Source organism: Pelagibius sp. CAU 1746 (assembly GCF_039839785.1).
GTDB lineage: Bacteria > Pseudomonadota > Alphaproteobacteria > Kiloniellales > Kiloniellaceae > Pelagibius.
This window is the reverse complement of record NZ_JBDOQT010000001.1, coordinates 1,146,587-1,165,880: the sequence shown is the minus strand read 5'-3', so window position 1 is coordinate 1,165,880 and position 19,294 is coordinate 1,146,587. Positions and strand designations below refer to the sequence as shown.

Sequence of the window (19,294 nt, the reverse complement as noted above, 5' to 3'; positions counted from 1 at the left end):
GCCGGGTTTCAGGCCGCTCGCTCGGCTCGGCCCGTGACGCCGTCGAGAAAGCCGGTCAATCGCGCAAGGAAGGCGTCCGGCTCCTCGTAGAACGGCACATGCGCGCTGTTCGGGAAGACCGCCACCTCTGCGGAGGACAGCGCTTTGCGCATGTGCAGCGCGCAGCCGGGGGTGATCTCGTCGTGAGCGCCGACCAGGATCAGGACCGGCACCTTGACCTCCGCCAGGTCGTCCAGGCGGGACCAGTCGCGCAGGTTGCCCGTGTAGAGGAACTCGTTCGGCCCCTGCATGATATTGTAGATCTCGCGGTTGCTGTCGCCGATCGACCGGGTGAACGGCTCGGGCCAATGGTCCAGCCGGCAGACGTGGCGGTAGTTCAGCACCGTGATCGCGCCCTTGTAGGCGGGGTGCTCGAAATCTCCGGCGGCCTCGTGCGCCAGCATCATGGCCCCGGTTTCCGGACCCAGGGCATCGCGCAGCCGGCCCAGTTCGCTGACCAGGTGGGGAATATCGGCGCAGGTATTCTGCAGGATGAGGCTTTTCAGGTTCTCGCCGTAGCGCGCCGCGTATTCGATTGCCAGCCAGCCGCCCCAGGAATGCCCGGCGAGATGCACGCGGCCGAGGTTCATCGCCTCGCGCACCGCCTCGACTTCCCGGGCATAGCGCTCGATGGTCCAGAGGCCGCGATCGCGCGGCCGATCCGAAGCGCCGGTGCCGAGCTGGTCGAAACTCACCACCCGATAGCCGCGCCCCGCCAACGGCGCGTGCGGCACCCGCATGTACTCGCAAGGCAGCCCCGGTCCGCCGTTGAGCAGCAGCAGCACCTCTTCACCTTCGCCGTAGCTGTAGGTGACGATCCGGTGGCCCATGACGGTAATCGTCTCGACGACCGGATCCGGCACCTTCGACCAGCGTCCAGCGTCACCCATCTCCACCGGCTCGAGACCCATGCAACCTTCTCCCTGAAAGCATCATCTAAGTATCGATATACAATACATACAATTGCATATCCATACGTGAACTTTGCCTTCATCCACCGGCGAGCGTCAAGCGGCTTAATCGATGGTGCCGCGCCGACGCCGGGAGGATCCGACGAAAGGCCATCCGAAACCGCTGGTGTCAGGTCTTGCACGCGCGCTGGAGGCGCAGGAACCAAGCGGCCCCGGCGGATCGGCCGAGAAGCGTCCAACTCGTCTTATTTTACTTGGAAGGGCCGCGCGCCAAGCGCTCACGTCCGAAATGGTGCCCCTGGCCTGACTCGAACAGGCACTCCCTTGCGGGAAACAGATTTTGAGTCTGTCGCGTCTACCAATTCCGCCACAGGGGCCCCGAGACCGGGGAAAGGGCCGTGGGCGGCGGAGTGGGTCCCGGCGCCCGGCCGGAGCGCATCATAGCCAGGGCCGCGCGCTTGGCAACCGGTGACTTCGCTGCCGGTCCGGTCTGCGGCAAAGCCGCGGAAAACCGCGCCTGCGGCGCCGCCCGCAGGAGGCCGCGCCGGGGCTGCGCGGCGCCACCGACGGCCGCCTCCGCAAGGGTCTCCCTCGCTTTTCTATGGCACTGATCTGACAGACACGTTTAAATGCAACGCGCATATGCTACGTTCAGGACGTATCGCTCAGCGAAAAACTGTCCTTTTTGAGTAGGAAAAGCTGAATGGAACGAACGCTTACAGGGGCGTTGAGCGTGGTACATGAGGGCTAGGTAGAGCTTGGAGTGGGGAACTTTAATGGTGGATGGGCGTGTGGGCCTCACCCCCGCGCCGTAAAGGGAAGAACCTGGCATCGCGACTGCGGGACAAAGACGGTGGGTCCCGCCGGTTTGCCTTCACCGGGCACGAGAGGCGTCTCTCAAGCAATGAGGTTCGGAGATCGCGGACAGGGCGTGGAACGCCGCCGGCTTCCCCGGCGCTGCGATGGCTGCAGGACGTAGGAAGGGGCTCCCCTGCTTGTCTTGGAGTGGCCGTTGTAATGACGAATGATCACGATTTCGATCGAGAAGAAATCACCCACCGTAACGTAAAGGCCGTGGTCAAGTGGTTCAATTCGACCAAGGGCTTTGGTTTCGTCCAGTTGAGCGAAGGCGCGCCCGACGCCTTCCTGCATATTTCGGTGGTGGAGCGCTCGGGCAATCGCGAACTCTATGAAGGCACTACGATCGTCTGCGACCTGATGCAGGGCCGCAAGGGCCTGCAGGTGGCGGAAATCCATACCGTCGAAGCCTCCGCCGCGCCGCCGCCGGGCGCCGCGGCCGGAGACCAGGGTGCCACCGAGACGGTCGAGGGCACGGTCAAGTTCTTCAATGTCGAAAAGGGCTTCGGCTTCGTCATCCCGGACAACGGCGGCAAGGACGTCTTCGTCTCCGGCCGCACGCTGGAGCGTTTCGGCCTGCCGGCGCTGCAGCCGAACCAGCGCGTCCGGCTGCAGACCCGCATGGGCCAGAAGGGCCCGATGGCCGAGCACGTGGAACTGATTTAGCCCGACGGCAAGCGAGCCTACAGACGCCCGGGCGCGGCCTACTGCAGCCGCCCGGCCTCCTCTTCCTCGTCGTCCTCGCCCAGTTCGGGCGGCGTCACATGGCAGGGCCCGGCCTGATGATGCACCATCCTCCAAGCCCCCTCCTCGCGGACGAAAACGTTGGTCGCCGCCAGCAGATTTTCCCCGATAACCTCGTAGCAGGTGACAAAGGCGGTATCGCCGTAGCGGCGCGCCTTGGCGGCCCGGCAGGTGACGGCCACGGCATCGGGATTCTCGAAGATCGCCCGCCAGCTCTTCAGCACCTGCTCGCGCCCGTTCAGGCAGGGCCAGCCGGGGTGCGTGCAGGCCACCGGCGCCGCCTGCGCCCAGAGCCCCTCCATGGCCTCCAGATCCTTCATCTGGAAGGCGACGTAGAAGGCCTCGTTGGCGAAGATGATATCGGCGTGCTCCTGCATGCGCTCCCTTGGGGGTCAGCCGCTGGCCAATGCCGCCAGCCTAGCACCTTCCCAGGGCCGTTGCCCGCAACCTAATTGTCTACAGGCCCTTGCCCTGCTAAAGGAGACGTTCGCCTGCCCCAGCGGTCTGCCGGGGCGGAAGAATCCGGACCGAAACGCACCAGAGGGGTCTGATCGGGCGTGCTGCGGCGACTCTACGATTGGACCATGGACCTGGCCGGGCGCCCCTATGCCCTCTGGGCCCTGGCCGTCATCTCTTTCGTCGAGTCCTCCATCTTTCCCATCCCGCCCGACGTGCTGCTGATCCCCATGATCCTGGCGGCGCGCCAGCGCGCCTGGGTCATCGCCGGGGTCTGCACCCTGGCCTCGGTGGCCGGCGGCGTCGCGGGCTACGCCATCGGCGCCCTGCTGTTCGACACGCTCGGCCAGCCGATCGTCGAGTTCTACGGCTATGTCGACCGCTTCCAGGAGTTCCAGGCCGGCTACGAGGAATGGGGCGCCTGGATCGTCGCCGGCGCCGGCTTCACCCCTTTCCCCTACAAGGTCATCACCATCACCTCCGGCGTCATGGACCTGAACTTCGGCGTCTTCATGATTGCCTCGGTGATCTCCCGCGGCGCGCGCTTCTTCCTGCTCGCGGCGCTGTTGTGGCACTTCGGCCCGCCGATCCGCGGCTTCATCGAACGCTACCTGCCGCAGTTGACCATCCTCTTCTTCGTCCTGCTGTTCGGCGGCTTCATCGCCCTGCGCTATCTGTTTTAGCCTGCAAAGCCCACAAAGAAAGAGAAGCGACACCGGCCCATGGACCTTCTGCTGCGCAACCCCCGCACCCTGCCGGCGCTGCTGGCCGCCGCCTGTCTCGGCGCGCTGGGCGCCGCCTTCGCTTCGCAGTACTGGGGCGGCCTCTACCCCTGCGTCCTCTGCGTCTACCAGCGCTATGCCTACGGCATCGCCCTGGGTTTCGCCGTGCTCGCCTTCCTGCCGGCCGGCAGCGCAGCGGGGCGGCGTCTCGCTCTTCTCGGCAGCGGCCTCGCCTTCCTCGGCGGTGCCGCCATCGCGGTCTTCCACGTCGGCGTCGAGCAGAAGTGGTGGCAGGGCACGGCCGAGTGCCACGCCCCGGCGCTGCCGGAGAATGCCACCGTCGAGCAGCTGCGCGAGATCCTGCTGAACCAGCCCTTCGCGCCCTGCGACAAGATCCCCTGGGAGATCTTCGGCATCTCCATGGCCGGCTTCAACGTCCTGGCCTACGTCCTGCTGGCCGCGCTATCCTTCTGGGCAGCCTTTTCCACCAGCAAGGGAGCCCAGACATGACGGACGCTCCTAAGACAGACGAAGACCGAACCGACACCCTGCCCAATGACTACCTGCCCGGCGACTACTTACCAGGTGACTTGGCGCCGCAGGAACGCCTGGCCCGCATGATCCGCGTCGATCACGCCGGGGAATACGGCGCCCGGCGCATCTACGAAGGCCAGCTCGCGGTGCTGGGCAAGAGCGCCTGCGCGCCGACGCTGAAGCACATGCACGAGCAGGAGCTGCACCACCTGCGCACCTTCGAGAAGCTGATGGTGGAGAACCGCGTGCGCCCCACGGCCCTGCAGCCGGTCTGGCACATCGCCGGCTTCGCGCTGGGCGCGGCCACCGCCATGCTGGGCGAGAAAGCGGCCATGGCCTGCACGGTCGCGGTCGAGGAAGTCATCGACGAGCACTACGCCGGCCAGAACGCCCAGTTGGGCGACGACCAGGCGGCGCTGAAGGACACCATCGAGACCTTCCGCCAGGAAGAGCTGGAGCACCGCGACATCGGCCTGCAGCACGGTGCCGAGGAGACGCCCGGCTACGAACTGCTGAGCGGCGCGGTGAAGGCCGGCTCGCGTCTCGCCATCTGGCTGTCGGAACGCTTCTAGCTAGCGCCGATTCCGACCTCCCATCCTTCGAGACGCGATCCTGGCGGATCGCTCCTCAGGATGAGGCCGAGCCACCTTCCCTCATGCTGAGGAGCGCGCGAAAGCGCGCGTCTCGAAGCATGGCAAAATCGCGAAGCAAGCCGCCTCAGGACTCCAGTTCGCTGTCCCAGTAAAGAAAATCCCGCCAACTTTCGTGAAGAAAATTTGGCGGGAAGCAGCGGCCGTTGTCCTGCAGCTGGTAGGTGGTAGGCTCCTCCACCGGCCTCAAGAGACGCATGCCGGACTCGCCCAGCATTCGGTTCCCTTTCGCCAAGTTGCAGTCCTGGCAGGCGGTGACGACGTTGTCCCACGAAGTCCGCCCGCCGCGCGAACGCGGGATGATGTGATCGAAGGTCAGATCCTCCGCCGGCAGGTCATCGCCGCAGTACTGGCATTCGAAGCTGTCGCGCAGGAACACGTTGAAACGGGTGAAAGCGGGCCGGCGGTCCAGGCTGACGTACTGCTTCAACGAAATGACGCTGGGTAGCTTCATCTCGAAACTGGGCGAGCGCACCACCTCGTCGTATTCCGAGACGATGTTCACGCGGTCGAGGAAGACGGCCTTGATGGAATCCTGCCAAGACCACAGGGACAAGGGGAAGTAACTCAACGGACGGAAGTCGGCGTTGAGGACGAGCGCTGGATAGGTCTGTGCAGCACCGGTCATGTCCGGTCCATCCTTCCTCGGCGTCGTCATCTAGGTCTGGGATGCCAGGCCCTTCGACCCGCTATAAATACTAAATGCCGCCCCCCCATACAAGATATTGGGATTCGCCGGCCTGGAGACTTCACAAAACCGCAACACCGGCGGACCGCCGCCGCGAAAGCCCGCAAGACCCGGATAGATTATCTTCCAAACAACACTACACTTATTGCAAGAAAAATGATCGATAAGATACACGCCACCAAAGATTGTCCGGTTCTATACAATAATCGCTTAAATCATTTCAGTTAAATTTAACAATAAATCTGTAGCTTCCCCTAGGCAGCCGATTGTCGGCTCCAGATGTATCGATCCTTTACTGGGCGCCGGCCCCGGCCGGGAACCAAATGCCGGGTTGATCGATGCTCGCAGGAATCACTTGGGGAACCGGTCACATGGTCAAAGGCACGTCCAATTTGTTTTCGGGGCTGCGCCTCAGCCGCAAGATCCCGGCGGTCATTGTCGCAAGCGCCCTCGTCGCGGCCCTCTCCGTAGGCGTCGCCAGTTACTTCAAGGCAGCCAGCACCATCCGCGAAGAAGCCGAACGGAAACTGACGGCGCTCGCTCAAGTGCGTGCTTCGGCACTGGAGGATTACCTGGCAACCATCCGCCAGGATCTACGCATTCTCTCCACCAACGAGTCCGTGCTGGAAGCCGCCGCCGCCTTCACCGCCGCCTGGGACGAACTGGGCGCGGGCGCCAGCGATCGCCTGCGCCAGCTCTACATCACCGAAAACCCCAATCCGACCGGGCAGAAGGACAATCTCGACCTGGCCCAGGACGGTTCGCGCTACAGCCAGGTGCACGGCAAGTACCATCCCTGGCTGCGCCGCTTCCTGCGCGAACGCGGATACTACGACATCTTCCTGTTCGATACGCGGGGCAACCTGATCTACACGGTCTTCAAGGAACTGGACTACGCCACCAACCTGATGGAAGGCGAATACAAGGACACCGACCTTGGTAAGGCCTACAGGGCGGCGATGGCCGACCCGCAGGCCGGATTCCAGGCCTTCTTCGACTTCCAGCCCTATGCGCCGAGCAACGACTCGCCGGCCAGCTTCATCTCGACCCCGCTGCTTGACCACGCGGGCCAGCCGCTCGGCGTGCTGGTGTTCCAGATGCCGATCGACAACATCAACGCCGTGATGCAGAACACCGCCGGACTGGGCGAAACCGGCGAAACCTACATCGTCGGCGCCGATCTGCTGATGCGCAGCGACTCGCGCTTTCAGGACGAGTCGACGATCCTGAAACAGCGGATCGACAACGATGCCGTCGCCCAGGCGCTCAGCGGCCAGCAAGGCATGGTCCAGCAGCTCGACTACCGCGGCGAACCCGTGGTATCGGCGTTCACCTTCGTGGAGTTCCTCGATGTGCGCTGGGCCATCCTGGCCGACGCCGACCAGTCCGAGGTCTTCGCCGGCGTGACCGAGATGCGCAACAGCTCGCTGATCCTGGCCGCCTTCATCCTGACCTTCTTCACCGTCGCCGGCATCTTCATCGCCCGCGGCATCGTCCGTCCGATCTCCGCCATGACTTTGGCCATGGGCGAACTGGCGGCCGGCAACAAGGCCATCGACATCCCGGCGCGCGAGCGCAACGACGAGATCGGCGAGATGGCCAAGGCCGTCGAGGTGTTCAAGCAGAACGCCATCGAGGCCGAGCGCCTGGCCAAGGAGCAGGCCGCCGAGGCCGAAGCCAAGGCCAAGCGGGCGCAGCAGGTCGAGGACCTGAGCAAGCGCTTCGACGAGAAAGTCACCGTGGTGCTGAACTCCGTGGCCTCGGCGACGGTCGAGATGCGCAGCACAGCGGAGACCATGTCCAGCACGGCCGACCGCACCAACGACCGCTCGGGCGTCGTGTCCCGGGCCGCGGACGACGCCGCCACCAACGTCCGTACGGTCGCCTCCGCCGCCGAGGAACTGTCGAGCTCGATCGGCGAGATCAGCGCCCAGGTGACCCAGTCGACCCAGGTCGCCAACCGGGCCACCGAAGAGTCGACCAAGGCGAGCGAGACCGTGCGGGGCCTGGCCGGCGCCGCCCAGAAGATCGGCGACGTGGTGAACCTGATCCAGGACATCGCCGAGCAGACCAACCTGCTGGCCCTGAACGCCACCATCGAGGCGGCGCGCGCCGGCGAATCCGGCAAGGGCTTCGCGGTGGTCGCCAACGAGGTGAAGTCCCTGGCCAACCAGACGGCCAAGGCCACCGAGGAGATCGCCCAGCAGATCACCGGCATGCAGAGCGCGACCAACGAAACGGTGAGTGTGATCGACACGGTTCAGAAGATCATCACCGAGATCAGCGAGAACGCCACGGCCATCGCTTCCGCAGTGGAAGAGCAGAACGCGGCGACTCTGGAAATCTCGCGCAACACCCAGCAGGTCGCGGCCGGCATGCAGGAGGTGACGAGCAACATCGGCGACGTTTCCGAAGCCACCAAGGAAACCAGCGAGTCCGCCTCGAATGTCCTGGAGGCCTCCGACGAGCTCTCCAAGCAGTCGGAGCTGCTGAGGACCGAAGTCAATACCTTCCTGGAAGGCCTGCGGAGCGCCTGATCCGGGGCCTCGGCGCGCCCTTCGCCCGACCGGGGGCGATCAGAAAAGAAGCGGGCCGGGATGCCAATACCGGCCCGCTTCGTTTCTTTTGCCGGCGGCGGAACGCCGGCCGCTAGCCGTCCTCCGCGCTTCCCCCAGACGGCACCGTCTCCGGAAAGAGATGCTCGATCAGGGCCGCGGCACAGAGCTGCAAGCCCTCCTGATCGATCCCGTGTTGCAGGCCTGGGCGCGGATAGGCGGCGACTGGAACCCCGTTCAGATCCAGCGCCTGCCGGGCGGCGGCCAGGGCCTCGAAAGGCACCACCGGGTCGGCGTCGCCGTGCACCAGCAGCACCGGCGGCCGGCTGACGATTTTCTCGCCCAGTATCTCCGGCGCCAGGAGCGCGCCGGAAAAGCCGACGATGACGGCGCAGGCCTTGGGCCGGCGCAGCATCGTATGCAGCGCCGTCATGGTGCCTTGCGAGAACCCCACCAGGGCCAAGCGGTCGTCGCTCAGGCCATGCCTTTCCAGCTCCGCATCCAAAAAGGCGTTGAGGCTGGGCGCAACGTCGCGCACCCCGGCCAGCAGCACCTCGGGGTCGCGGTCCTGCAGGCTGAACCACTGGCGGCCCATGGGCGCCATGTCGCAGGGATAGGGCGCATGCGGCGACACGAAGGCGGTGTCCGGCAGCAGCGGCTCCAACAGCGGCGCCAGAGAGATGAGGTCGTTGCCGTCCGCCCCCAGGCCGTGCAGGAAGACCACCAGGGCCCGTGCCTGCGCCTGCGGCCCATCGCCCTTGGTCCCATGCCTGGGGCCGTCCAGTTCCATCACGTCGCTCACTGCTGACCAATCCTTCCTGTCGGGGAAATTCTAGGCTGTCTTCTTGACGCCGCGCCCAAGCGCGACGCCGGGATGGCGGTAGAGGTGCCAGAGGAAGCGCGCCGCGGCGCTGCGGTGGGGCCGCCAGGCCTCGCCCAGGGCCAGCATCGCCTTGGGGCCGGGCCGCGCCTCCAGTTTCTTCAGGTGCTGCGCGGCGACGCAGAGCGCAAGGTCGCCCACCGGCCAGACGTCGGGACGCTTGAGGGCAAAGAGCAGGTAGATCTCCGCCGTCCACTGGCCGATGCCCTTGACGCGGGTGAGCGCCGCGACGGCTTCCGCGTCGTCCAGGGCCTCGAGGCCCTGGATATCCAGTGCCCCAGCGGCGATCTCCCCGGCCAGGATGCGCCCGTAGCGCATCTTGGGACGGCTGAGGCCCACGGCCTTCAGATCCGCGTCGCTGGCCTTGAGGAACTGCTCGGCGGTCAGGGGGTCGACGCGCTCTTCCAGGCGCGCGACGATGGCACGGGCCGACTGGACGGAGACCTGCTGGCCGGCGATCATGCGCATCAGCCCGGCGAAGCCCGGCTCGCTGCCGCGCTGCGGCGGCAGGCCGCAGCGCGCATAGGCTTCGGCGATATCTGGGTCCGCCGCCGCCAGGGCGTCCATGGCCGGCCGGAGACATTCGTCGGGCTGCGCGTCGGGGATCATGACTGGACTTTAACGCGGGAGTAGCTTAGGGCCAATCGCATGTCGGCACCCGAAGTCACCCGCTTCGCCCCCTCGCCCAGCGGCTACCTGCACCTGGGCCACGCCTATTCGGCGCTCTTCGCCGCCCGCCAGGCCGGACAAGGCGGGCGTTTCCTGCTGCGCATCGAGGACATCGACGGCGGGCGGGCGCGCCCGGAGTTCGAGGCCGCGATCTTCGAGGACCTGGCCTGGCTGGGCCTGGCCTGGGAGACCCCGGTGCGCCGCCAGTCCGACTGGATGGCCGCCTACGCCGAGGCCCTGGCCGATCTGGAAGCGCGCGATCTGGTCTACCCCTGCTTCTGCACCAGAAAAGAGATCGCCGCCGAGATCTCCCGCGCCTCCGCCGCGCCGCACGGGCCTGCCGGCGACCTCTACCCCGGCACCTGCCGCGGCCTGAGCCCGGCCGAGCGCCAGGACCGCAAGGCAAGGGGGACGCTCTACGCCCTGCGCCTGGACATGGAACGCGCCCTGGCCGAAGCCGTGGCGGACCACGGCGCCCCCCTCACCTGGCACGACCGCGCCCGCGGCAGCCAGGCCTGCGATCCACGGCCCCAAGGAGACGTGGTGCTGGCCCGCAAGGACATTGCCACCAGCTATCACCTCTCGGTGGTGGTGGACGACGCCGCCCAGGGCGTGACCCTGGTGACCCGCGGCGCCGACCTCTTCGAGGCGAGCCACGTCCACCGCCTGCTGCAACAACTGCTCGGCCTGCCGGTGCCCGACTACCACCACCATCGCCTGATTGCCGACGACAAGGGCGAGCGCCTGGCCAAGCGCAGCGACGCCCTGGCGATCCGCGCCCTGCGCGCGGCCGGCCGCAGCCCGGCGGAGGTCATCGCCATGACGGGAATTGCGGAAGAGGCCGTGTCGTGACCGAAACGCAAACAGGGGCGCAAGCGAGCCTGGCGGAGGTCTTCGCCGCGGAGATCGCGCCCCACCTGCCGGCCCTGGAGGCGGCGCGCAAGGGCCGCCTGCGCACGGCCCGGCTGCGCGCCGCCGGCGCCGGCGGCGCCGTCATCCTGGCCGCGGTCGTCATCTGGCTGCAGGAAGTTCCGGCGGCGGCCATCGCCGTTCTGATCCTCGGCGGCGCGGCCGGCGGCTGGTGGGCCTTGGGCCCGGCGCGGCGCCACAAGGAAGCGGTGCGCGCCCTCTTCATCCCGCCGCTGCTGCGCTTTCTGGGCGAGACCGAACATCACCGCGATCCTGGCGGAAACTTCGATCTGTCACGGGTCGAGCGCGCCGGTATCACAGGCGCCTTCAACCGGTCCAAGCTGGAGGACCTCTTCATCGGCCGCCATCGCGGCACCGACTTCCGCATGGTGGAGGCACGTCTGAGGAGACGCAGCGGCGGCCGCCGCAAACGCCAGACAACGGTCTTCAAAGGACTGCTCTGCGAAGTCGGCGTGCCGGTCGCCTTCGAGGGCGTGGTGCTGCTGGTCGGCGACAAGGGCGCGCTGGGCAACTGGGTGGCCGACAAGATCCGCGGCGCCTTCGACGGCGTCGAGGCGGTGACGCTGACTCACGATGCTTTCGAGGCACGCTTCCAGGTCTACAGCGACGCCCCCGAAGACGCGCGCCGCCTGCTGCAGCCCGGCCTTTGCGACACTCTTGTGGCCCTGGCCGACGAGTTGGGCCGGGACGCGGTGAACTGCGCCTTCATCGAGGGCCGCTTCCTCGTCGCCCTGCCGCAGAAGCAGAACCTCTTCGAGATCGGCCGCCTCCACCGCTCCCTGGCGCACGGCGAGGAGGACCTGCGGCGCCTGGCCGGCGAATTCACCATTCCCCAACGGCTGATCGACACCCTGCACGGCGAGCGCAAGCAGGTCTTGCCGGAGAGCTGAGCCGCATCAGTTCGCCCCCTCCTTAAGTGCAGTTGTCCAGCCGCCGGCGAAGTGCGACCTTAGGTGGCAACAAACACGCCCCGAAACTCGGAGGTGTGGCCGCGAAAGGGAGGCCGCCATGGCAGCGACGCGGATCATGGACCAGATCAGCCACGTCGTTCTGGTCATGCTGGAGAACCGTTCCCTCGACAACCTGCTGGGCTGGCTCTACGACGCCGGGAAGCCGCAGCGCATCGTGCCGCCTGGCAGCGGCGATGCTTTCGACGGCCTTTCCGGCGGCGCCTACTACAACGACTACAAAGGCACCAAGCTGCCGGTGGTCCACGGCACCGAGAAGGCCGCGCAGCCGCTGCGCGTGCCGCGGCTGGACCCCAACGAGCCTTTCGAGCATGTGACGGTGCAGCTCTTCGCCGACGGCAACGGCAAGATGCCCGACATAAAGCCGGGCACCCCGGCCCGCATGAAGGGCTTCGCCTACGACTTCGACTCCGTCTACGAAAGCTGGGCCGAGTTGGGCGAGGTCATGGGCGCCTACGATCTGTCGCAGCTGCCCGCGCTCAGCGGGCTGGCGGGCGCCTATGCCGTCAGCGACCGCTGGTTCTCCTCGGTGCCGACCCAGACCAACCCCAACCGCGCCTTCAGCCTCTGCGGCACGTCGCTGGGACGGGTGAAGAACCTGCACCTCTCGGCGGTCGAGCAGTTCAAGACCAAGACCATCTGGAACGCTCTGCCCAAGAACGTGAGCTGGGGGATCTACTACAAGGACATCTGGCACGACAAGAAGTGCTACACCGAGTACAGCTTCCCCTTCATCGACGACGCGAAGAAGGCCGCCGGCTGGGCGGAGATCGCGACGATGGACACCTTCTTCAAGCGCGCCGAAGCGGCCATCTTGCCCGCCTTCACCTACATCGAGCCCGCCTGGGGCTACGGCAAGGGCCTGCCCGACACCTTCATCGGCAAGCAGGGCGACGACTATCATCCGCCGACCTGGGTGGGGCCCGGGGAAGCCTTCCTGAACGACATCTACAACGCGCTGACCGCCAATCCCAAGGCCTGGGCCAACACGCTGCTGGTCGTCACCTTCGACGAACACGGCGGCACCTACGATCATGTCGACCCCGGCTGGGGCGCGGTGAAGCCGGACCAGCACAGCGGCCCCAACGGGTTCCAGTTCGACCGCTACGGCGTGCGCGTGCCGACGGTCCTTGCTTCGCCCTGGATCCCCGCCGGGACGGTGTTCCGCGCGCCGGCCGGCAGCAAGCACCCCTACGACCACACCTCGCTGATCGCCAGCATCCTGAAGTGGCAGGGTGTCGACCCCGCCGGCGCGGGCCTCGGCAAGCGGGTGGCCGTGGCGCCGACCTTCGAGAGCGTGTTGAGCGACAAGGCGCGCAGCGACGTGCCACGCTTCAAGGTGCCGCCGGACTACGCCAAGCAGGGCGGCGGCGCGACGGACTTCGAGGCCGCCGAGGGCGTGCCCATCCCGGTCATCCGCCAGGCCGTCGACGACGGCGGCAGCGTCGAGGAGATCGAGGCGCGCCTGCGCGCCTGGAAGGCGGAACACGGCGGCGGGTGAAGCGCCGCCGGATGATTCGGGAAAGCTAGCTCGCCTCCGTCTCGGCGAGCTTGACGCCGGCGGCAAGGTTGGAGAGCTCGGCCGCCGCTTCCTGCAGCACCGGCACGTGGGTCATGGCCTCTTCCAGGTTCATGCGCATCACCGGGGCGTGGACCGCCAGGGCGGCGAAGAAGCGGCCGCCGCCGTCGGTGACCGGCACCGCCACCGCGACCATGCCCTCCAGGAACTCCTCGTTGTCGACGCCGACACCGGTCTTGCGTATCTCGTCCAACGCCGCGTTCAGGGCTTCTGGATCGGTGACGGAGTTGGGGGTGCGCGCCTCCAGAGTCAGGCTGCGCAGCAGCGCGGCACGCGGCGACGGCGAAAGGCTCGAGAGGTAGAGCTTGCCGGCGGCGGTGCAGTGCAGCGGCACCCTGGTCCCAACCGGCAACTGCAGGCGCAGCGGCCACTCCGCCTCGACGCGGTCCAGGTAGACCATCTCGCCGTCCTGGGGCATGGAGAGGTTGCAGGTCTCGCCGATGCGCCTGGCCGCGACCGAGAGCACCGCATGGCGCGCCGTGGCCAGGCCGGAGCCGCCGATGAGGTTGCGCGCCAGGCTGAGGAGACGCGGGCCCGCCACCAGGCCGCGTCCGCCGAACTCCTTGCGCAGATAGCCGTCGCTCTCCAGGGTCGCGCAGATGCGGTAGGCCGTCGCCTTGGGCAGGCCGCTCAACTCGGTGATTTCCTGCACCGAAGCAGGACGGTCCATGCGCGCCACCAGCTCCAAGAGCTGCAACACGCGGGCCGATCGTGATTTCGCGGCTTGCGGCTTTGCCAAGACTACAGCACCTCCTACGCGACTGTGTTGCTACACTGCCGCCCACGGCGGCGCAACTCTCCCCTCCGCCGGCGGCCCGCCCGCTACTGCAGCTGGTAAACCCCGGCGCCTTTATTCACCAGCAGGATGGTCGAGAGCTCCGGAATGAAGGCGATCAGCAGCCAGGCGGCGACCAGCGCCCCCAGGTAAGGCAGGGTGTATTTCAGCAGCCGGAAGTAGGGAATCCCGGTGATGCCGCTGGCGACATAGAGGTTCAGCCCGTAAGGCGGCGTGATGAAGCCGATGGCGTCGCCGACCAGAAAGATCACCGCGAAGTGGATCGGATCGACGCCGATGCTGGCGGCGATCGGCGCCAGGATCGGCGCCAGGATGATGGTGTTGGGCAGCGACTCCAGCACCGTGCCGGCGACCAGCACGATGGCCATGCAGGCGAAGAGCACCGCGTAGTAGCCGCCCAGGGCGTTCAACATCTCGGTGACGAAGGCGTCGGCCCCCAGCAGCGAGAGGATCTGCTGCATCACCACCGAGACCGCGATCAGGGGCGCCAGCAGGCCGGTGATCTGGCCGGAACGCATGATGATCGCCGGCAGTTCGGGAAGACTGAAACCGGGAATCACCAGGCGCTGGAGGAAGCCGGCGTCGTCCGGCAGCGCCCCCGGCGTCTCCTCCCCCGGCGCATCATGCAGCCGGCGTGCGATGGGATGCATGACGAGGCCGACGATCAGGCAGAAGCCGGCGGTCACGCCCGCCGCTTCGGTGGGCGAGAAGGCGCCGGTGTAGATCCCCCAGATGACCAGCAGGATGGCGAAGAACCCGAGCCAGGCCCCCAGCGCCGTCTTCAGGCTGCGCAGCAGGCGGAATTGGATCAGATGGCCCCACCCGTTCCTGTGGCAGATGATCCAGCAGGCGCCCTGCATGGCGATCACCATCAGACAGCCGGGAATGAGGCCGCCGATGAAGAGATCGCTGATCGACAGGTTCATGAGGAACCCGTAGACGATGAAGATGATCGACGGCGGGATGATGATGCCGACGGTGCCGCCCGCCGCCGCCGTGGCCGCGGCGAAGGTCTCCTCGTAACCGCCCTTCTTCATTTCCGGATGCATGATCGAGCCGATGGTGGCCGTGGTCGCCGAGTTGGAACCGGAAATCGCGGCGAAGAGGCCGCAGGCGCCCAAGGAGGCCATCGCGAGGCCACCGCGCAACCAGCCCAGCACCGAATAGGCGAAGTCGGAGAGCCGCTTGGCGATTCCGGCCGACTTGATGAGGTCGCCGGTCATAATGAACAGCGGCAGCGCCAGCAGGCCGAAGAAATTCAGCCCCTCGTAGAGAGTGACGCCGATGTTGGCCAGGGTGAAGTCGATGACCAGACTGACGCCCACCACCCAATAGCCGATGACCAGGAAGATCGGCACGCCCAGCGCGAAAAGCGCGGTGACGCCCAGCGAGATGAGAAAGATCCAAAGTCCGTCCATGGCGCCGTCAGTCCCCGAAGATGCTGGTTTTGAGATGGAACGGTTCGCCGCGGCGGAACAGCGTCAGGTCGTGATGGAAATTCTGCAGCACGCGGATCACCAGCACGCTCCAGGCGAAAGGCGTGGCCATGTAGAACCACCACTGCATGACGTCGTCGGTGCCCTGGACGATGGCGAAGTTGTCGTAGGACAGCCAGACCTGCTCGCTGGTGTAAACGATGACGATGACAGCGAAGGCGATCCACAGCAGCGCGTCGAGGCAGAGGCAGAGGAACTGCCCGGCGTAAGGCAGGCGCAGCCGCAGTTCGTCGAAGCGCAGGTGGGCGCGGATCTTCACGTTGTAGGCGCAGCCCAGCCAGACGATCCATAGAAAGAGATAGACCGGCACCGTCGTGCTCCAGGCAACCTGCTCGTTGAACAGGAAGCGCCGGATCACCTCTACGAAGATGATCCCGGCCATGACCACATAGCAAACCAGAATGATGATTTTCTCGACGTTCGCGTCGAGCCAGCGCAAGACCGCCATGATCCTCTCGTCAGAATCCCTTGAGCCCGCTGTGGGCCAGCCAGAAAAGAAAAGCGATTCGGGCCCGCCCGCGGCGCGTCGTCGGAACCGCGGCGGGAGCCCGAATCGAGTCTACGGCAAGGGCTGTTGCCCGGGGAGGGCCAGCGGGGGATCGGAAAGCCGGAATCCCCCCGCCGTGGGGTACGCGCCCCTGCCGTAAGAGGGCCTTAGGCCTTCCACCAGCGCCGGGGCTCGACGTTCTCCGGCAGCGTGTCCTTGGGGATCTCGCGGGCGATGTCGTAGATGAACTTGTAGGTGTCCATGCCACCGGCCCAGCCGTTGAGCCGCTCGCGCCACTGCTCCCAGGCCGCCGGCTGGAACTCCGGCGAACACATCTCCTCTGCCTCGCGCCGCGCCTCGTCGCTCATCATGGAGACCCGCGTGCCGTTCTGGTCGAAGATCGTGCCCGGCATCTGCGGGTCCGAGAAGCCGACGGTTTTCACCAGCGCCGCCTCGTTGGCCGCCTGAACGTGAACCTGCGTCAGATAGGCGGATTCGCGCACCGCGTCCTGCAGCTCGCTGCCCAGCTTGTCGAAGACCTTGGTGCTCATGGCCGTATGCTCGGTGCCGCAGAAGAACTCCAGGTTCACCACCTGGGAGACCACCGGCGACATGTTGGCGTAAGCCACGGCGGAGGCCCAGGTCTCGGCGCCGTCGATGAGGCCCTGCTTCAGGCCGTCGAGCGTCTCTTCCCAGGCGATCGGCGTCGGGTTGAGGTTCATCAGCTCCATGGCGATGCGCCCGAGCTGCGTGCCGGTGACGCGGTTCTTGGTGCCGGCCAACTGTCCGATGTTGGTGACCAGCGGCTTGTCCTTCCACTTGAGGCCCAGTTGGATGCCCCGCAGTTCGGCGTGGCTGAACAGGAACTCCACGTTATGGCGCTGGCGCAGCGGCTCACGCAGCACCTTCTCGCTGCCCGGGTGGTAGAGGAAGTAGTACTGCGCGGCGCGGCTGGGGAACATGTAGGCGTAGTCGAGGACGTTGAGATAAGGCGCGCCGCCGGCCGAGTTCTGGGTCGAGGCGGCGAAGATGTCGACGATGCCCTGCTGCGTCTTCTTCACGCAGTTGAGCTGGCCGCAGATCTGGTTGGAGCCGATGAACTCGATGCGGATGGCGCCGTCGGTGCGCTCCTCCAGGTCGGCGGCGAACTGCAGGCAGCCGGCGCGCTCGATCAGCAGGTTGCGTTCGTTGAACCCCGCCGCGCCGAACTTCAGCGTGAACTTCGGTTCGGTCTTGAAGCGCTTTTCGTAAGTCGAGTTGGCGGCTTCGGCCAGGCGCGTGGCGGTGATGAGACCGGTCATGGAGCCGGCCGCCAGCAAGGTGGACGAAATACCGTACCGCTTGGTCAGGCGCAGCAGGTCGCGGCGCGATAGGTGCTTCAGTTTTTCACTCAGCATGAGTTCCTCCCATTTCCCCGATGGCTCCGGCCTGCGGCCGCCAACAATCTTATTTATTCTCATTTAACGAGACTTATAGTTTCATTATTGCGATTGCTTGAGCGGAAATCAAGCGATATGTAATATTCGTGCCCGACGGGCAGCACCATTGATCGAAAGTTGTTCACCCGGAAAGGGCAGGCCCGGGGGACCGCGCGAGGGAGGAATGCACCAGGTGATCGCCGAGGATCAGAGCAGCGCCACGCCCGAGACACCCGGCCGCGGCGCCGCGCCACACGGCAAGGACGGCAGCGGGAGCTACGACTACATCGTCGTCGGCGGCGGCTCGGCCGGCTGCGTGCTGGCCAACCGTCTCTCCGCCGACCCGGCGAACCGGGTGCTGCTGCTGGAGGCCGGCGGACGGGACTGGAACCCCTGGATCCACGTCCCGGTCGGCTACTTCAAGACCATGCACAACCCCAGGACCGACTGGTGCTACAAGACCGAGCCGGACAAGGGCCTGAACGGACGGCGGCTCGACTGGCCGCGCGGCCGCGTGCTGGGCGGCTCCTCCTCCATCAACGGCCTGCTCTACATCCGCGGCCAGAAGGAGGACTACGACCACTGGCGCCAGCTCGGCAACGTCGGCTGGTCCTATGAAGACGTGCTCCCCTACTTCATCCGCGCCGAGGACCAGGAGCGCGGCGCCGACGACTATCACGGCGCCGGCGGGCCGCTGGCGGTCTCCGACATGCGCATCCGGCGCGAGCTCTGCGACAAGTTCATCACGGCGGCGGAAGAGCTTGGAATCCCCCCGCGCGACGATTTCAACGGCGCCGAACAGGAAGGCGCCGGCTACTTCCAGCTCACCTCACGCGACGGGCGGCGCTGCAGCACCGCCGTCGGCTACCTGAACCCGGCGCGCAGCCGCGCCAACCTGACGATCGTCACCCACGCGCAGACCGAACGGGTGCTCTTCCAGGGCCGCCGCGCCGTCGGCGTCGCCTACCGCCGAAGCGGCCGTCACGGGGGCGCGCTGCGCGAGGCGCGCTGCCGCGGCGAGGTGATCCTCTCCGCCGGCGCCATCGGCTCGCCGCAGATCCTGCTGCTCTCGGGCGTCGGCCCCGGCGCGCAACTGCAAAGCTTCGACATTCCTGTGGTGCACGACCTGGCCGGCGTCGGCCGCAACCTGCAGGACCATCTGCAGGTCCGCATGGTCTTCAAGACCAAGCACCCGATCACCATGAACGACCAGGTGCATAACCCCTTCAAGAAGATGCTGATGGGCTTGGACTACATCTTCTTCCGCCGCGGGCCGCTGACCATGGGCGCCAGCCAGGTCTGCGTCTTCGCGCGCACCTCTCCGGAGGTGGCGACGCCGGACATCCAGTTCCACCTGCAGCCGCTCTCCGCCGACAAGCCGGGCGAGGGCCTGCACAAGTTCTCCGCCTTTACCTCATCGACCTGCCAGTTGCGCCCGGAAAGCCGCGGCGTCATCGAGCTGCGCAGCCCCTTCGCCCAGGACCACCCGGCGATCCATCCCAACTATCTCGCCACGGTGAAGGACCAGCAGGTGACGGTGGCCGGCATGCGCCTGTCGCGCGCCTTCGCCGCCACCTCGGTGATGGCGCCGCTGATCGCCAGCGAAATGACGCCGGGCGCCCAGGCGCAGAGCGACGCGGAGCTTCTGGAGGCGGCGCGCAACATCAGCCAGACCATCTACCACCCCACCAGCACCTGCAAGATGGGCCGCGACGAGTCTTCGGTGGTGGACGAGCGCCTGCGCGTCCATGGGATGGAGGGTCTGCGCGTGGTCGATGCCTCGGTCATGCCCTGCGTGGTCTCCGGCAACACCAACGCGCCGACCATCATGATCGCCGAAAAGGCCAGCGACCTGATCCTCTCCGACGGCCGCGAGCGGCGCCTGGCGGCGAGCGTGTAAAGTCAACCGTCACC

18 protein-coding genes and 1 tRNA gene are annotated in these 19,294 nt (G+C 66.5%); 9 read left to right on the top strand and 10 right to left on the bottom strand.

Annotated elements, in window-relative coordinates:
* Positions 1-8: 8 nt before the first annotated feature.
* Together AAFN88_RS05590 and AAFN88_RS05585 are read right to left on the bottom strand one after the other, a co-directional pair.
* Positions 9-950, bottom strand: coding sequence for a proline iminopeptidase-family hydrolase (locus tag AAFN88_RS05590; protein WP_347518875.1), 942 nt, complete (start codon positions 948-950; stop codon positions 9-11).
* Positions 951-1,240: 290 nt separating this feature from the next.
* A tRNA-Leu gene (locus AAFN88_RS05585) sits at positions 1,241-1,327 on the bottom strand.
* A 640-nt stretch (positions 1,328-1,967) separates the two neighbouring features.
* Between AAFN88_RS05585 and AAFN88_RS05580 the strand changes: the two genes are divergently transcribed.
* Positions 1,968-2,474, top strand: a complete 507-nt coding sequence (locus AAFN88_RS05580; protein ID WP_347518873.1) for a cold-shock protein — start codon at positions 1,968-1,970, stop codon at positions 2,472-2,474.
* A gap of 38 nt (positions 2,475-2,512) precedes the next feature.
* Here AAFN88_RS05580 and AAFN88_RS05575 read toward each other — a convergent pair whose 3' ends face one another.
* The gene (locus AAFN88_RS05575; protein WP_347518872.1) at positions 2,513-2,929 is read right to left on the bottom strand and encodes a nuclear transport factor 2 family protein; all 417 of its coding nucleotides are present in this window, start codon (positions 2,927-2,929) and stop codon (positions 2,513-2,515) included.
* A 180-nt stretch (positions 2,930-3,109) separates the two neighbouring features.
* Between AAFN88_RS05575 and AAFN88_RS05570 the strand changes: the two genes are divergently transcribed.
* The 3 genes from AAFN88_RS05570 to AAFN88_RS05560 all read left to right on the top strand — a co-directional run bounded on the left by AAFN88_RS05570 (position 3,110) and on the right by AAFN88_RS05560 (position 4,836).
* Entirely contained in the window at positions 3,110-3,691 is a 582-nt protein-coding gene (locus tag AAFN88_RS05570) for a YqaA family protein (RefSeq protein WP_347518870.1), read from the top strand.
* A 39-nt stretch (positions 3,692-3,730) separates the two neighbouring features.
* Positions 3,731-4,240, top strand: a complete 510-nt coding sequence (locus AAFN88_RS05565) for a disulfide bond formation protein B (RefSeq protein ID WP_347518868.1) — start codon at positions 3,731-3,733, stop codon at positions 4,238-4,240.
* A gap of 107 nt (positions 4,241-4,347) precedes the next feature.
* A complete protein-coding gene (locus AAFN88_RS05560) occupies positions 4,348-4,836 on the top strand; it encodes a demethoxyubiquinone hydroxylase family protein (protein WP_347521637.1) in 489 nt (162 codons plus the stop codon).
* Between the two features lie 145 nt (positions 4,837-4,981).
* Here AAFN88_RS05560 and AAFN88_RS05555 read toward each other — a convergent pair whose 3' ends face one another.
* Complete coding sequence (locus tag AAFN88_RS05555; protein ID WP_347518867.1) at positions 4,982-5,542, bottom strand: HNH endonuclease; 561 nt, start codon at positions 5,540-5,542, stop codon at positions 4,982-4,984.
* A gap of 431 nt (positions 5,543-5,973) precedes the next feature.
* Here AAFN88_RS05555 and AAFN88_RS05550 point away from each other — a divergent pair, with 431 nt between their 5' ends.
* Entirely contained in the window at positions 5,974-8,139 is a 2,166-nt protein-coding gene (locus tag AAFN88_RS05550; protein ID WP_347518865.1) for a methyl-accepting chemotaxis protein, read from the top strand.
* A gap of 112 nt (positions 8,140-8,251) precedes the next feature.
* On the opposite strand, the gene AAFN88_RS05545 is transcribed toward AAFN88_RS05550, so the two are convergent.
* Together AAFN88_RS05545 and AAFN88_RS05540 are read right to left on the bottom strand one after the other, a co-directional pair.
* Positions 8,252-8,959 (bottom strand): alpha/beta fold hydrolase, encoded by a 708-nt coding sequence (locus AAFN88_RS05545; RefSeq protein WP_347518864.1) that lies wholly within the window; start codon positions 8,957-8,959, stop codon positions 8,252-8,254.
* Positions 8,960-8,989: 30 nt separating this feature from the next.
* Positions 8,990-9,646 carry a DNA-3-methyladenine glycosylase 2 family protein gene (locus AAFN88_RS05540; protein ID WP_347518862.1) on the bottom strand — a complete coding sequence of 219 codons (657 nt, stop codon included), beginning with the start codon at positions 9,644-9,646 and terminating at the stop codon, positions 8,990-8,992.
* Positions 9,647-9,685: 39 nt separating this feature from the next.
* Here AAFN88_RS05540 and gluQRS point away from each other — a divergent pair, with 39 nt between their 5' ends.
* The 3 genes from gluQRS to AAFN88_RS05525 all read left to right on the top strand — a co-directional run bounded on the left by gluQRS (position 9,686) and on the right by AAFN88_RS05525 (position 13,105).
* Positions 9,686-10,558: a tRNA glutamyl-Q(34) synthetase GluQRS gene (gene gluQRS, locus AAFN88_RS05535; RefSeq protein ID WP_347518861.1), complete on the top strand. Its 873-nt coding sequence runs from the start codon at positions 9,686-9,688 to the stop codon at positions 10,556-10,558.
* On the top strand, positions 10,555-11,526 hold the full coding sequence (locus AAFN88_RS05530; RefSeq protein WP_347518860.1) for a DUF3137 domain-containing protein: 972 nt from the start codon (positions 10,555-10,557) through the stop codon (positions 11,524-11,526). Before gluQRS ends, AAFN88_RS05530 begins: the two co-directional genes overlap by 4 nt.
* A gap of 118 nt (positions 11,527-11,644) precedes the next feature.
* Positions 11,645-13,105: an alkaline phosphatase family protein gene (locus tag AAFN88_RS05525; protein WP_347518858.1), complete on the top strand. Its 1,461-nt coding sequence runs from the start codon at positions 11,645-11,647 to the stop codon at positions 13,103-13,105.
* 25 nt (positions 13,106-13,130) lie between these two features.
* Here the strand turns inward: AAFN88_RS05525 and AAFN88_RS05520 are convergent, their stop codons facing one another.
* The 4 genes from AAFN88_RS05520 to AAFN88_RS05505 form a co-directional block, all read right to left on the bottom strand.
* A complete protein-coding gene (locus AAFN88_RS05520) occupies positions 13,131-13,922 on the bottom strand; it encodes an IclR family transcriptional regulator (protein WP_347518856.1) in 792 nt (263 codons plus the stop codon).
* Between the two features lie 83 nt (positions 13,923-14,005).
* A complete protein-coding gene (locus AAFN88_RS05515) occupies positions 14,006-15,397 on the bottom strand; it encodes a TRAP transporter large permease (protein ID WP_347518854.1) in 1,392 nt (463 codons plus the stop codon).
* A 7-nt stretch (positions 15,398-15,404) separates the two neighbouring features.
* Positions 15,405-15,923: a TRAP transporter small permease subunit gene (locus AAFN88_RS05510; protein ID WP_347518853.1), complete on the bottom strand. Its 519-nt coding sequence runs from the start codon at positions 15,921-15,923 to the stop codon at positions 15,405-15,407.
* Between the two features lie 206 nt (positions 15,924-16,129).
* Positions 16,130-17,359 carry a TRAP transporter substrate-binding protein gene (locus AAFN88_RS05505; protein WP_347518851.1) on the bottom strand — a complete coding sequence of 410 codons (1,230 nt, stop codon included), beginning with the start codon at positions 17,357-17,359 and terminating at the stop codon, positions 16,130-16,132.
* A gap of 205 nt (positions 17,360-17,564) precedes the next feature.
* Between AAFN88_RS05505 and AAFN88_RS05500 the strand changes: the two genes are divergently transcribed.
* Positions 17,565-19,280 (top strand): choline dehydrogenase, encoded by a 1,716-nt coding sequence (locus AAFN88_RS05500; RefSeq protein WP_347518849.1) that lies wholly within the window; start codon positions 17,565-17,567, stop codon positions 19,278-19,280.
* Positions 19,281-19,294 lie beyond the last annotated feature (14 nt).